Source organism: Streptomyces rubiginosohelvolus (assembly GCF_014649875.1).
Lineage (GTDB): Bacteria > Actinomycetota > Actinomycetes > Streptomycetales > Streptomycetaceae > Streptomyces > Streptomyces rubiginosohelvolus.
The window spans coordinates 382364-395519 of sequence record NZ_BMTW01000004.1 but is presented as its reverse complement, the minus strand read 5'-3'; the positions used below and the strand labels follow the sequence as shown (position 1 = coordinate 395519).

Sequence of the window (13156 nt, the reverse complement as noted above, 5' to 3'; positions counted from 1 at the left end):
AGGGAGTACGGGGATGGCCTGGGCGGAAGTACCGGTGGACACCGCGGAACCGGCGGTGGGCGCGGTCCTGCTGACCGGCATCCCCGGCAGCGGCAAGAGCACGGTGGCCGCGGCGCTCGCCGCCCGGTTCCCCGCCTCCGCCCACATCGAGGTGGACGCCCTCCAGGAACTCATCGTCTCGGGCGGCCGTTGGCCCTCGCCCGACCCGGACGAGGAGGCCGACCGCCAGATCTTCCTCCGGGCCCGCAACGCCTGCCTGCTGGCGGACAGTTTCCTCGCCGCGGGCTTCCTCCCGGTCATCGACGACGTCGTCGTACGCCGCGCCCACCTCGACTTCTACCGAGCCACGCTCTCCGGCGGACCGCTGCACCATGTCATCCTGGCCCCGGGCGCGGTGAAGGCCCGGGAGCGCAACCTCGCCCGGGACAAGACCCTCACGACGGACTGGTCGTTCCTGGAGACGGCGATGCGCGACGAACTGGCCGACGAGAAGATCTGGATCGACAGCGCGGACCTGACGGTGGCCGAAACGGTCGAGGCGGTCCTGTCCGCCACCGGCCTGACACCCACGGCACCCTGACGCCCCAGGCGTTGTCAGACCCCCGCCGTACGGTGGAACCATCTATCCGCGCTGCTGGCTGCTGCGCTGCTGGATCGCCCCGCCCGGCTGCTCCCGGGCGGGGCGCACCCTCCTTCTCGGGTCAGGAGACGTCACCGCGGACGCTGTCGCCGATGAGCCCGTCGGTGTACGTCACGTACTTGGCGTCGAAGGTGCCCTTGGCGGTGACGGTTCCGGTGACGTTCTCGCCGGGGGAAAGGGTTACGGCGTCCAGCGGGTCCTCGTCGACGCCGAGTTCGACGGTGTGCTTGCTGCCGTCGGTGTCGGTGATGGTCACGTACAGCGGGTTGACCTCGATGTCGTTCTTGCTGTTGTTCGTGATGGTGACCTGGACGCTGGTGTAGTCGTCGCCCTGGGCGAGGACGCTCTTCTTGAACGCGACGGCCTTCGCGGTGACCGTCACGGGAGCCTTCTCGGCGGACTCCTCTTCCTTGGGCTCGTCCTTCTTCGCTTCCCCCTGGGTGGCCGACGGATTCGTGGTCGACGATTCGTTGCCGTCGTCACCGCCACTGGCGACCATGGCGATGACGACGATGAGGACGATCAGGCCGACGACCCCGAGGCACCCGAACCCGATGATCTTCCCGGTCTTCCTCTTCCGAGGCGGGGGCGGCTGCTGCCCCCACCCGGGCTGCTGCGGCTGACCGGGCTGCGGCTGCTGGTACGTCATGCGTCCCCCTTGTGCGGTTCGTGGAGGCATGACCGTAGCGACCCGTAGGCAACGGGAGAGGCTGGTTGTCCGGTTGGTGACGGAGATGTGACCGAAAGGTAGAGGAAGTCTCGATCGTCCGTTCTGTGCTCGAACTGAACGCCGGTTTCTGGAGCCCCTGCCGACGCTCGGCGGCCGGGTCAGCCCGCCGACTCGCCCGCGTGCGGGCTCAGCGCGCCCGACCAGACCAGGGCGAAGATGAGGATGCCGAGCAGAATGCGGTAGATGACGAACGGCATGAAGCTCTTGGTGGTGATGAACTTCATGAACCACGCGATGACGGCGTAGCCGACGACGAAGGCCACCAGGGTCGCGAAGATCGTCGGGCCCCAGGAGACATGTCCCTCGCCCACGTCCTTCAGCTCGTACGCGCCCGAGGCGAGCACCGCGGGGATCGCGAGCAGGAACGAGTAGCGGGCGGCCGACTCGCGGGTGTAGCCCATCAGCAGGCCGCCGCTGATCGTCGCGCCGGAGCGGGAGACGCCGGGGATCAGTGCCATCGCCTGGCAGAACCCGTAGATCAGACCGTCCTTGACGCTCAGGTCCTTGAGCGTCTTGCGCTCCTTCACCACCCGGTGCCTGCCGCCCGTCTCGTCGCGCGCGGCAAGCCGGTCGGCGACGCCGAGCACGATGCCCATGACGATCAGCGTCGTCGCGATCAGCCGCAGATCGCGGAACGGGCCCTCGATCTGGTCCTTGAGCGTGAGGCCCAGCACGCCGATGGGGATCGAGCCGACGATGACCAGCCAGCCCATCTGGGCGTCGTGGTCGCTGCGCATCGCACGGTCCGTCAGGGAGCGGAACCAGGCCGACAGGATGCGCGCGATGTCCTTGCGGAAGTAGATGAGCACCGCCGTCTCGGTGCCGATCTGGGTGATCGCGGTGAACGCCGCCCCCGGGTCGTGCCAGCCGGCGAACGCGGCCGTCAGCCGCAGATGCGCGCTGGAGGAGATCGGCAGGAACTCGGTCAGTCCCTGAACAAGTCCCAGGACGAATGATTCGAACCAGCTCATGGGGCTTAGGCCATCCCGGAGGTGATCGTGCATCGGCCACGGGCGGCTGGGGCCCGTCGGCTGCGTGCAAAGTGCGGTCAAGGACATCGAGGTCGCGGGCAGCGTATCGCCTGAAAGTGAACGTCAGGCCGACTGCACCGGTCATCCACGTGCCGCCGTACGCTCAGTTGTCCGGCGTGTCCCGGCCCAGCCGGTGGCGTCTGCGCCAGGCCACCAGGGCCCCGCCGAGACCGGACAGCACGATGAAGCCCATGGCGGCCAGGAACACCGGCGAGGTCGGCGACGCGGCCTCGCTGCCGGCTATCACGTACGCCGCCGTGTTCGGGATCGACCCGAGGCCGGTCGCCAGCAGGAACGGCGGAGCGCCCATCCGGGAGGTCGCCGCACAGTAGTTGGCGGCGGCGAACGGCACACCGGGGAAGAGCCGCAGCGCCAGGACCGAACGGAAGCCGTGCCGGCTCAGCACCCCGTCCGCCGCAGTGAGCAGCCTCCCGCGCAGCAGGGTCCGCAACGCGTCCTGGCCCAGCACCCGGCCCAGCATGAACGACACGCCCGCACCCAGCACCGTGCCCGCCAGCGCCGCCGCCAGACCCGTCTGCGCGCCGAACAACGCGCCCGCGGCGACGTTGAGCAGCGGGCGCGGCACGAACGCCACCGTCAGCGCCCCGTACGCCAGACCGAAGAGCATCGCGGCCGTGCCGCCGGTCAGCTGGGTCGGCCACCCCGACTCCAGCAGCCGCTGTGGTTCGAACAGCAGCATCGTCGACGCGGCGCCCAGCAGGACGACGACGAGCAGCGAGAACCGGGACCACGGCGACAACAGCGCCCGGGAGAGGCGCAGGGCCGGACCCGAGGCGGGCCGGGCGGCGGGGACGGGGTCGAACATTCGGGGAGAGTAACCGAAAAGGATGTGTGATCGCCGTAATGTGCGTCGCGTGACCCCCGACGCCGACCCTGCCGCCCACGCCTCCGCCCCGCCGGTCAGCACCCTCGCCGACATCGTCCTGGAGCGGCTCGTCGCCGCCTACGCCCCCGCGGCCGACCCCGTACGGGCCGAGGGCGCCGCCGCGTACATGAAGCACGTCGCCCCCTTCCTCGGGATCCCGACCCCCGAGCGCCGGGCCCTGTCGCGGACCGTGCTGGCGGGCACCGGGCGGCCGGACGAGCGGGACTGCACGGCGATCGCGCTGCGCTGCTGGCGGCTGCCCGAGCGCGAGTACCACTACTTCGCCGTCGACTATCTGCGCCGCCACGCGGGCCGCTGCACCTCCGGCTTCCTGCCCGTCCTGCACCACCTGGTGACCACCGTCCCCTGGTGGGACACGGTCGACCTGCTGGCCGCGCATGTCGCGGGCCCCCTGGTCGCCGCCGACCCGGCGCTCGTCCGGGAGATGGACCGGTGGATCGACGACCCCAGCCTCTGGGCCGCCAGGACCGCCCTGCTGCACCAACTGCGCTACAAGGAAGCCACCGACGCCGACCGGCTGTTCGGCTACTGCCTGCGCCGCGCGGACCACCCCGACTTCTTCATCCGCAAGGCGATCGGCTGGGCCCTGCGCGAGTACGCCAAGACCGACCCCGCCGCCGTACGCGACTTCGTCGACGGCGCGCGGACCCGCCTGTCGCCGCTCTCCGTGCGCGAGGCCCTCAAGAACCTCTGAGCCTCGTAGCCGTCCGAAAACCATTCGACGCGGCCGCCGTGCCCGGCCATGATCAGGGGCATGTTCCGGTACGCCTTCCTCGCAGCGCCGTCCGCAGTCGCGGACGCGCCGAAGGCTGCCGTGAACGACGCGGTCGCCGAGGCACTCGCCCCGACCGCAGCAGCAGTTGCCGCAGCAGCAGTCGCATCGGCTTTCGCCGGTGCCGCAGCGCCCTTCGGCGGCGCCCGAAGCTGACCCTCCCCCGACAGTCCGGCGGACCCCGCAAGGGGAGGGTCGGCGGGGCCCTGGGGTCTTCATCTTTTCTCAGCTTCGCGTGCTTCAGAAGGAACGAGCCATGTCCAAGACGGCTTACGTGCGCACCAAGCCGCACCTCAACATCGGCACCATGGGCCACGTCGACCACGGCAAGACCACCCTCACCGCCGCCATCACCAAGGTCCTCAGCGAGCGCGGCGGCAGCTCCACCTCGTACGTGTCGTTCGACCGGATCGACCGGGCACCCGAGGAGGCCCAGCGCGGCATCACCATCAACATCGCGCACGTCGAGTACGAGACCGACACCCGCCACTACGCCCACGTCGACATGCCCGGACACGCCGACTACATCAAGAACATGGTCACGGGCGCGGCGCAGCTCGACGGGGCGATCCTCGTCGTCTCCGCGCTCGACGGGATCATGCCGCAGACCGCCGAGCACGTCCTGCTGGCCCGTCAGGTCGGCGTCGACCACATCGTCGTCGCCCTCAACAAGGCCGACGCGGGCGACCCCGAGCTGACCGACCTGGTCGAGCTGGAGGTCCGCGAGCTGCTCTCCGCGCACGGGTACGGCGGTGACACCGTCCCCGTGGTCCGGGTCTCCGGGCTCAGGGCGCTGGAGGGCGACCCACGGTGGACGGCGGCGATCGAAGGGCTGCTGGACGCCGTCGACACGTACGTACCGATGCCGGTGCGCTACACCGACGCCCCGTTCCTGCTGTCCGTCGAGAACGTCCTGACCATCACCGGCCGGGGCACCGTCGTCACCGGCGCCGTCGAGCGCGGCACCGTTCGCGTCGGCGACAAGGTGCAGGTGCTGGGCGCGGACGTCGAGACGGTCGTCACCGGCCTGGAGACCTTCGGCAAGCCGATGGAGTCCGCCGAGGCCGGGGACAACGTCGCGCTGCTGCTGCGCGGGGTGGAGCGCGACCGGGTCCGCCGCGGCCATGTCGTGGCCGCGCCCGGCAGCGTCACGCCCAGCCGCCGGTTCACCGCGCAGGTGTACGTGCTGTCGGCGAAGGAGGGCGGCCGGACCACCCCGGTCGCCACCGGCTACCGGCCGCAGTTCTACATCCGTACGGCGGACGTCGTCGGCGACGTCGACCTCGGCGAGGCGGCGGTCGCGCGCCCCGGCGACACGGTCACCATGACCGTGGAACTGGGCCGTGACGTGCCGCTGGAGTCCGGCCTCGGCTTCGCGATCCGCGAGGGCGGCCGCACGGTCGGCGCGGGAACGGTCACCGAGCTGCTCTGAGACCGCCCGTTGCCCGCCACCCCTCGGTTCGGGGTGGCGGGCAACGGCGGCGACAATGGAGAGGTGAACGAGCCGATACCCGTCATCCGCGAGGTCGACTGCGGCACCGCCCGGCTGCTGCCCGACCTGGACCGCGACCGGGCCTGGCTGCTCACGGTCGACGACGCGCCCCAGTCCTACGTCGACCTCGACGACCCCTCCCACCTGGAGTTCGAATACGTGCGGCGGCTCGCCCACGTCGTGGACGGCGCGGTGGAGCCGGGCGCGCCCCTGGACGTCCTGCATCTGGGCGGAGGCGCGCTGACCTTGCCCCGTTATGTTGCGGCGACCCGCCCCGGCTCGCGGCAGGACGTCGTCGACGCCGACCGGGGGCTGCTGGGGCTGGTCCGGGAACATCTGCCGCTGCCCGACGGGAGCGGCATCACCCTGCACGCGGCCGACGCCCGGGCGCGACTGGAAGCGGCGGCCCCCGCCTCCGCCGACCTTCTGATCGCTGACGTCTTCGGCGGCTCCCGGGTTCCGGCGCACCTCACGTCCGTCGAGTACGCGCGGGCGGCCGGACGGGCCCTGCGCACGGACGGGATCTACGCGGCCAACCTGGCCGACAGTGCGCCGTTCGCCTTCCTCCGCTCGCAGTTGGCGAACTTCGCCGAGGTCTTCCCTGAGCTGGCGCTGGTCGGGGAGCCGGCGGTGCTGCGCGGGCGGCGCTTCGGCAACGTCGTGCTGCTCGCCTCGTACACGCCGATCGATGTGGATCCGCTCGTCCGCCGCTGTGCTGCGGACGCCTTCCCCGCGCGGGTCACCCACGGTGCCGCGCTGAGGCGGTTCATCGACGGGGCCCGCCCGGTGGCGGACGCGGACGCGGTCGCCTCGCCCGTACCGCCCGCCGGGGCCTTCAGCGTGGGCTGAGGCGCCCGGCGGGCGGGGCGGGGCGGCAGGGTGGTGCGGGAACGCGGTGCGGGTGTCAGCCCGTGGGCTCACCCGCGAGGCGGACCGTGCTCAGGATCTGCTGGATGGTCGTGTCCGGAAGCTCGTCCTTGACGCCGGTGGCGGCGTAGAGGACCCAGGTCGAGAAGTCGCCCTTGGAGTTCTTGAAGGAGAACGCGATCGACTTCCCGTCGCTGTCGCACTTCTCCTTGTTGGCCAGCTCCAGGGCGGTGGCCTGCGCGACGCTGCCGGAGAGACCCGACTTCGTCGTGAAGGGCTTGGCCTTGCCGATCTTGACCTTGGACTTCGGGTCCAGCTGGGAGTAGGCGGCCCACACCCAGTTGGCGGCCTCGTTCCGCGCGGCCTCGTCGGTGTTCTTGGCGCCCTGGGCGCCCTTCGTCCCGACGCCGGCGAGCCCGGTGTCCTCCTGGCTGCCGTCCCCGTCGGAGTCGTCGACGCACCACTTGCTCTTGTAGTAGGCGGGCGCGGAGAAGCCGGCGACCGGCGACCCGTCCTCCTTCTTGGCGTCCTCGAAGCCGGCGAACGTTCCCGAACTGGCGACCTCCCAGTCACCGGGAACGTCGAACTGCGTGCCCCACTTGGGGTTGGTGACGACCTTCCAGCCCGGGATCAACGGCTTGGGGTCGCTTTCGGAACCCCGCGGGTTCTCCCCGGGAGGCGCGGCGTCGGTGGCCGATTCGCTGGGCTTGGCACTCGGCGACGCGGACTTCTTGTCGTCGGCGACGTTCTTGCCGTCGTCGTCCTTGCCGAGCACGAGGAAACCGGTGACGCCCGCCGCGACCACGACGGCCAGCGCCGCGACGATCGCCACGATCGTCGTCTTCTTCTTGTCGTCGCCGGGCGTCGGCCCGCCGGGCGGACCCGGGACGGCGTACTGCGGAACCGTCGGCTGCTGGTAGGGATTGGGCTGCTGGTAGCCCGGCTGCCCGCCGGGCGGGCCCTGCGGGTACCCGTAGCCCGGCTCGGCGGGCTGCCCCGGCTGGCCCTGCGGCGGATATCCCGGTTGCTGATAGGGATTCGGCTGCTGGTACCCCGGCTGCTGGTACGGGTTCTGGTTCTTGTCCTGCGGGTTCTGCTCGCCCCCGGGCGGCTGCGTTCCTGGCCACATGGCCAGTAACCATAGATGGGCCGTGCGCCCACTTCTACGGCCGCCCTGTACCGGAGCCGTCACAAGGGGATGGCCAAACGGTGCTACTGGTGAGTAACCTTCGGACATGAGCGCTGAACAGATGACCGTCGGCGAGATGCTCGTCGCGACGGTTCCGATGGCCCGGACCCTCAACCTCGCATTCCTGGAGACCACCCCGGAGCGGGCCGTCGTCCGGCTGCCCGACCAGGCGGATTACCACAACCACGTCGGCGGACCCCACGCCGGAGCGATGTTCACGCTCGCCGAGTCCGCCAGTGGCGCGATCGTCATCGCCGCCTTCGGCGACCAGATGTCGCGGGCCGTGCCGCTCGCCGTGAAGGCCGAGATCGGCTACAAGAAGCTCGCCATGGGCGAGGTCACCGCCACCGCGACCCTCGGCCGCCCGATCGCCGACGTCGTCGCCGAGCTGGACGCCGGACAGCGGCCGGAATTCCCCGTCGCCATCGAGATCACCCGCGCCGACGGCGCCGTCACCGGCGAGATGACCGTCGTGTGGACCCTGCGCCCCAACGGCTGACCACTGCCGTACGCAGATGAGACCGGGCCGCCGCCCCTCCGGGAACGGGAAGGGCGGCGGCCCGAGTGCCTTTCGGTGCCTTCCGGCGTTCTGCGGGCGGGCGTCAGCCGCCGTGCGCCTCGCGGTGCGCCTTCGCCAGCTCCACGTACCCCGCCGCGTTGAAGCGGATGCTCTCCAGCTCCTCGGCGGTCAGCGGCCGCTTCACCTTCGCGGGCACCCCCGCGACGAGCGAGCCCGGCGGCACCTGCATCCCCTGCGGGACCAGAGCCTGCGCCGCGACCAGCGAACCCGCGCCGATGTGGGCCCCGTTGAGCACCGTGGCGCCCATCCCGACCAGCACGTCGTCCTCGATCACACAGCCGTGCAGCACCGCGTTGTGTCCGACCGAGACCCGCGCGCCCACGGTGAGCGGGAACCCGGGGTCGGTGTGCACGCTGCAGTTGTCCTGGATGTTGCTGTCGGGGCCGAGCGTGATGGGACCGCAGTCGGCGCGCAGCACGGCCTGATACCAGACGCTGGAGCCCGGGGCGAGCGTCACCTCACCGATCACCACGGAGGTCGGGGCCACGAAAGCGTCCACGTCGATGTCCGGCTCCTTGCCGCCCATGCCCGTGATCAACGCCTGCTCCGCCATCGCCTGCTCCTTCGCGCCGGTGTGGTGCTCCTGGGCCCTCTCCACCGGATCAGGCCGACTCTCACGGTAGGCGACGGCCCCCGGCGGGTGCCGCGCAGTGGGGTGAACATCACAGGTCACCGCGGGGATCGCCCACCGCGCCGCCGACTACCGTGAGCGCGTGCCGAAGAACCGAAACACGTTCTCCTTCCTCGCCCGCTGGCCGCGCAGCGCCGCCTCCCGCGCGGTTCACCTCGGCTGGGCCTGGGCACAGCGGGCGGGCGCGGTCACCGCCGAGCACCCCGGGCGGCTGCGGTTCGGCGCGATCGGCGCGGGCACCCGGCTCGCCTTCCCGCAGGGGACCGTGTTCGGGGAGCCGTGGATCGAGCTGGGCGCGCACTGCATCATCGGCGAGCAGGTCACCCTCACCGCCGGGATGATGCCGGACCTGGACCTGGGACCCGACCCGATCCTCACCCTGGGCGACGGGGTGGTGCTGGGGCGCGGCAGCCATGTGATCGCCGACACGACGGTGACCATCGGCTCGGACACGTACTGCGGCCCGTACGTCTACATCACCTCGACCAACCACAGCTACGACGACCCGCACGAGCCCGTGGGCAAGCAGTGGCCCCGGATGGAGCCGGTGGCGATCGGCCCCGGCTGCTGGATCGGCACCGGTGCGGTGATCCTGCCCGGGGCCCGGCTCGGCCGGAACGTGGTGGTCGCGGCGGGCGCCGTCGTCCGGGGCGAGGTCCCGGACCACGCGGTGGTCGCCGGAGCCCCCGCCCGCGTCGTGCGCAGCTGGGACCCGGAGAAGGGCTGGCAACCGCCCCTGCGAACGCCCGCCCCCGTGCCGATCCCGGAGGGCGTCACGCCCGAGCAGCTGCTGGCCCTCGCCGAGCTGGACGAGGTGCGGGAAACCCCGTAGGACGCCGGTACGGCCCGGTGGATGGTGGAGTGCACCGTACGGCAGTCGGCAGTGCAATATTCTTGACCGCGTTCTCGACCATCCACCGCAGGGACGGTACGTGTCCGACCTCGACCAGCTCACCCAGTCGCTGGCCCGCAACCTCAAGCGCTGGCGGGGCGAGCGCGGCTTCACCCTCGACGCCCTCGCGGCGCGCTCCGGGGTCAGCCGCGGGATGATCATCCAGATCGAGCAGGCGCGGACGAACCCGAGCGTCGGCACCACGGTGAAGCTGGCCGACGCGCTCGGCGTGCCCATCACCACCCTCCTCGACCACGAGCAGGGGCCCCAGGTCCGGCTGGTCCCGGAGAGCCGGGCCGTCCGCATGTGGTCCACCGAGGCGGGCAGCTTTACCACCCTGCTCGTCGGAACGGAGGCCCGCGGTCCGCTCGAACTGTGGACCTGCCGGCTGATGCCCGGGGAGGGCACCACGTCCGACCCGCACCCCGAGGGCACCGTCGAACTCCTCCACATCACCGAGGGCGAACTGACCCTCCTCGTCGACGGCCTCGCCCATGCCGTCCCCGCCGGGACCTCCGCCACCTTCGAGGCGCACGTGTCGCACGGCTATCGCAACGAGGGCGGCGAACCGACGGTCTTCACCATGGCCGTCGCCATCCCGCCCGTTCGCTGAGACGCCTTCGCCGAGAAGCCTTCGCGGAGGCTCCTTCGCCGAGGCGCCTCTCGCCGGGGTGCCCGTCCCCTGAGACGCCCGGCCGGCCCCGCTCCCGCCGCTGTTAGCGTGAGCGCCATGCGCGCACCCATCGGCACCTTCGAGGACGCCGCTCCCGCCGCGGAACGGTTCGACCTGCTCCCCGCCCCCGTCGTCGCGGCGCTGACCGCGGGCTGGGGCGAGTTCACCGCCGAGCAGCTCGTCCACGTCGACAGCGACCCGGCCGTCGCCGACACCGCCGTCTTCGCCGAGCACCACGGCGTCGAACTCCTCGACACCTCGGCCAACTGCGTGGTCGTGGCGGGCAAGCGCGGCCAGGACGTCACCCTCGCCGCCTGCGTCGTCCTCTCCCGTACCCGGGTCGACGTCAACGGCGCGGTCCGCAAGCACCTCGGCGCCCGCAAGGCCTCCTTCGCCCCGATGGACACGGCGGTCGGCGAGAGCGGCATGGAGTACGGCGGCATCACCCCGATCGGCCTGCCCGCCGCCTGGCCGCTCCTCCTTGACCCCGCCGTCGTCGACCAGGAATGGGTCCTGATCGGCAGCGGCAGCCGGCGCGGCAAGCTCATCGTCCCCGGCAAGGCGCTCGCCGCCCTCCCGGGCGCGGTGATCGTCGAGGGCCTCGGCGTCTGAGCCTCCCCCCTCGAACGGCCGTGGGCGGCCGGGTCAACTCCCGGACGTCCGGTGCTCCGTGAGCCAGGTCGTGGCGAAGTCGACGGCTGGGCGCAGCCGGACGAGCCGGCACTCGGCCGCGCCGACGCACCCCACCCGTACGTCACCCTCGGCGGCGGCCTCCTCGAACGCCGTGCCCAGAGCGGCGAAGTCCCCGTCGTCCAGGGCGACATCCTCGTACTCCCACCACCGGCGCACCCCCCGCGACGCCACCACACAGCGGTAGCTCCGGCGCGGCGGGCCGGGCATCCGGTACTCGCCCAGGTGGAACGCCGTACACGTGGCGTAGCCGGTGCCGAGCAGCAGGATCCGGGCATCCGCCTCGTACAGCCGGGCCAGCGGCGAGTCCTCCCCGAGGTGGCAGTCGGGGCGGTGCCCGGCCAGCAGCCGCCCCGCCCCGGGGCCGAGCGCGGCGAACGAGGTCTGCGGATGCGCGCTGCGTTCGGCCCCCGCAGTCGTCCGTACGGTCTCGGCCAGCGCGCCCATCGACGGCGCGGGCGTCAGCGCCGGATCGTACGCCGGCATCGCGGCGCGCACGGCGTCCACGGCCCCGGCGTCCAGGCCCCGCACCCGCTCGCGGTAGTGCGGGGAGGTGTCGGAGTTCTCCGGGGTGAAGGCGGGGACCACCACCGTCCCCGAAGGCCCGACGGCCCGGCGCACCGCGTCCAGCACCCCCCGCGCCCCGCCCGCCACCGGCCCCAGCGACCGCAGCGAGGCGTGCACCAGGAGCACATCACCCGGCCGTACGCCGAGCGCGGTCAGCGCGGCCGTCGTCCGGGCCCTGTCGGTCACATCGAGTACGTCCTTCACGGCGGGGATTCTGCCCACCCCGCGGCGCCCCGCACACCCGGGCAGCTCAGGCGCGAGCACCCAGCCGCGGGATCTCGATCGCGGGGCACCGGTCCATGACCATGTCCAGGCCTGCCGCGCGCGTCCGCCCGTAGGCGTCCGGGTCCACGACACCGAGCTGGAACCACACCGCCTTCGCGCCCACCGCCACCGCTTCGCCCGCGACGGAGCCCGCCAGCTCGCTGTTGACGAACACGTCCACCACGTCGACCTGGAAGGGGATGTCGGCGAGCGAGGCGTACCCCTGTTCCCCGTGGACCGTTTCGGCCTTCGGGTGGACCGGCACCACCCGCTTGCCGAACCGCTGGAGGACCTGGGCCACTCCGTAGGCCGCCCGGGAGGAGTTGTTCGACAGGCCGACCACCGCCCAGGTGTCGCCCGTGTCCTCAAGAATCCGCCGGATCGTCGCGTCGTCCGCGTACGAGTCCACCACGCCGCTGCCGTCCGCGTTGCCGTCTGCGTTCCTGCCGTCTGTGTTCATGCCGGGACAACCCACGGCCCCCACCTCCCCATTCCCGCCGCGACCCGCCCTCGCGGCGGCGCATAGGGTGGACGGATGCAGGAGCAGTACCGGACCGTCGCCCGCGCGGGCGTGCACGAGAGCGAGATCAACCGATCCCGTTTCCTCTGCTCGCTCGCCCCCGCCGCCACCGAAGAGGAAGCGCAGGACTTCGTCGCCCGCGTCCGCAAGGAGCACCCGACCGCCTCCCACAACTGCTTCGCGTACGTGATCGGCGCCGACGCCTCCGTACAGAAGGCGAGCGACGACGGCGAACCCGGCGGCACCGCGGGCGTCCCCATGCTCCAGATGCTGATGCGGCGGGAGATGCGGTACGTCGTCGCGGTCGTCACCCGTTACTACGGCGGGGTCAAACTCGGGGCGGGCGGACTGATCCGGGCGTACGGGGGAGTGGTCGGCGAAGCCCTCGACGCGCTCGGCACCCTCACCCGGCAGCGCTTCCGGCTCGCCACGATCCACGTCGACCACCAGCGGGCCGGAAAGCTGGAGAACGACCTGCGGGCCACCGGGCGGGACGTCCGCGAGGTGCGGTACGCCGAGGCCGTCACCATGGAGATCGGACTGCCGGACGGCGATGTCGAGGCGTTCACCGCCTGGCTGGCCGACACGACCGCGGGGACCGCGACCCTGGAGCTGGGCGGCGAGGCGTACGGGGACGCGACCGCGTGAACCGCGTGAACCTCGTGAGGTGAGGGCAATCCCACGGACGCCCACGGGGGCCAAAATCATGAT

General features: G+C 71.8%; 17 protein-coding genes. 10 read left to right on the top strand and 7 right to left on the bottom strand.

All coding sequences use genetic code 11. The annotated features are described in order from the left end of the window. Nucleotides 1–13: 13 nt before the first annotated feature. Nucleotides 14–580: an AAA family ATPase gene (locus IE134_RS13960; protein ID WP_098895248.1), complete on the top strand. Its 567-nt coding sequence runs from the start codon at nt 14–16 to the stop codon at nt 578–580. Between the two features lie 121 nt (nt 581–701). On the opposite strand, the gene IE134_RS13955 is transcribed toward IE134_RS13960, so the two are convergent. The 3 genes from IE134_RS13955 to IE134_RS13945 form a co-directional block, all read right to left on the bottom strand. Then, nucleotides 702–1289 carry a DUF4352 domain-containing protein gene (locus tag IE134_RS13955; RefSeq protein ID WP_032768629.1) on the bottom strand — a complete coding sequence of 196 codons (588 nt, stop codon included), beginning with the start codon at nt 1287–1289 and terminating at the stop codon, nt 702–704. Nucleotides 1290–1468: 179 nt separating this feature from the next. Further along, nucleotides 1469–2341: an undecaprenyl-diphosphate phosphatase gene (locus tag IE134_RS13950; RefSeq protein WP_030713817.1), complete on the bottom strand. Its 873-nt coding sequence runs from the start codon at nt 2339–2341 to the stop codon at nt 1469–1471. 163 nt (nt 2342–2504) lie between these two features. Then, nucleotides 2505–3227 carry a TVP38/TMEM64 family protein gene (locus IE134_RS13945; RefSeq protein WP_189430640.1) on the bottom strand — a complete coding sequence of 241 codons (723 nt, stop codon included), beginning with the start codon at nt 3225–3227 and terminating at the stop codon, nt 2505–2507. A 22-nt stretch (nt 3228–3249) separates the two neighbouring features. Between IE134_RS13945 and IE134_RS13940 the strand changes: the two genes are divergently transcribed. The 4 genes from IE134_RS13940 to IE134_RS13925 all read left to right on the top strand — a co-directional run bounded on the left by IE134_RS13940 (nt 3250) and on the right by IE134_RS13925 (nt 6421). Then, on the top strand, nt 3250–4002 hold the full coding sequence (locus IE134_RS13940; RefSeq protein WP_179892628.1) for a DNA alkylation repair protein: 753 nt from the start codon (nt 3250–3252) through the stop codon (nt 4000–4002). Nucleotides 4003–4062: 60 nt separating this feature from the next. Next, nucleotides 4063–4236 (top strand): hypothetical protein, encoded by a 174-nt coding sequence (locus IE134_RS13935; protein ID WP_179888179.1) that lies wholly within the window; start codon nt 4063–4065, stop codon nt 4234–4236. A gap of 100 nt (nt 4237–4336) precedes the next feature. Continuing rightward, nucleotides 4337–5512 (top strand): elongation factor Tu, encoded by a 1176-nt coding sequence (gene tuf, locus IE134_RS13930; protein ID WP_030713823.1) that lies wholly within the window; start codon nt 4337–4339, stop codon nt 5510–5512. Between the two features lie 63 nt (nt 5513–5575). Further along, on the top strand, nt 5576–6421 hold the full coding sequence (locus IE134_RS13925; protein WP_098018672.1) for a spermidine synthase: 846 nt from the start codon (nt 5576–5578) through the stop codon (nt 6419–6421). Between the two features lie 55 nt (nt 6422–6476). Here IE134_RS13925 and IE134_RS13920 read toward each other — a convergent pair whose 3' ends face one another. Continuing rightward, nucleotides 6477–7568 (bottom strand): DUF8017 domain-containing protein, encoded by a 1092-nt coding sequence (locus IE134_RS13920; protein WP_030713829.1) that lies wholly within the window; start codon nt 7566–7568, stop codon nt 6477–6479. Between the two features lie 121 nt (nt 7569–7689). On the opposite strand from IE134_RS13920, the gene IE134_RS13915 reads away from it, so the two are divergent. Beyond that, nucleotides 7690–8127 carry a DUF4442 domain-containing protein gene (locus IE134_RS13915; protein ID WP_030811725.1) on the top strand — a complete coding sequence of 146 codons (438 nt, stop codon included), beginning with the start codon at nt 7690–7692 and terminating at the stop codon, nt 8125–8127. A gap of 103 nt (nt 8128–8230) precedes the next feature. On the opposite strand, the gene IE134_RS13910 is transcribed toward IE134_RS13915, so the two are convergent. Continuing rightward, a complete protein-coding gene (locus IE134_RS13910) occupies nt 8231–8761 on the bottom strand; it encodes a gamma carbonic anhydrase family protein (RefSeq protein WP_030713834.1) in 531 nt (176 codons plus the stop codon). A 160-nt stretch (nt 8762–8921) separates the two neighbouring features. Between IE134_RS13910 and IE134_RS13905 the strand changes: the two genes are divergently transcribed. The 3 genes from IE134_RS13905 (at nt 8922) to IE134_RS13895 (ending at nt 11016) form a co-directional block, all read left to right on the top strand. Next, nucleotides 8922–9671: an acyltransferase gene (locus IE134_RS13905; protein ID WP_030713838.1), complete on the top strand. Its 750-nt coding sequence runs from the start codon at nt 8922–8924 to the stop codon at nt 9669–9671. Nucleotides 9672–9771: 100 nt separating this feature from the next. Beyond that, entirely contained in the window at nt 9772–10344 is a 573-nt protein-coding gene (locus tag IE134_RS13900; protein ID WP_189430638.1) for a helix-turn-helix domain-containing protein, read from the top strand. A gap of 117 nt (nt 10345–10461) precedes the next feature. Beyond that, on the top strand, nt 10462–11016 hold the full coding sequence (locus IE134_RS13895; protein WP_030713844.1) for a YbaK/EbsC family protein: 555 nt from the start codon (nt 10462–10464) through the stop codon (nt 11014–11016). Nucleotides 11017–11049: 33 nt separating this feature from the next. On the opposite strand, the gene IE134_RS13890 is transcribed toward IE134_RS13895, so the two are convergent. After that, complete coding sequence (locus IE134_RS13890; protein ID WP_189430635.1) at nt 11050–11865, bottom strand: AAC(3) family N-acetyltransferase; 816 nt, start codon at nt 11863–11865, stop codon at nt 11050–11052. 46 nt (nt 11866–11911) lie between these two features. After that, entirely contained in the window at nt 11912–12385 is a 474-nt protein-coding gene (locus IE134_RS13885; protein WP_229823548.1) for a CoA-binding protein, read from the bottom strand. Between the two features lie 75 nt (nt 12386–12460). On the opposite strand from IE134_RS13885, the gene IE134_RS13880 reads away from it, so the two are divergent. Then, the gene (locus IE134_RS13880; protein ID WP_097982589.1) at nt 12461–13093 is read left to right on the top strand and encodes a YigZ family protein; all 633 of its coding nucleotides are present in this window, start codon (nt 12461–12463) and stop codon (nt 13091–13093) included. The last annotated feature ends 63 nt before the right edge of the window (nt 13094–13156 follow it).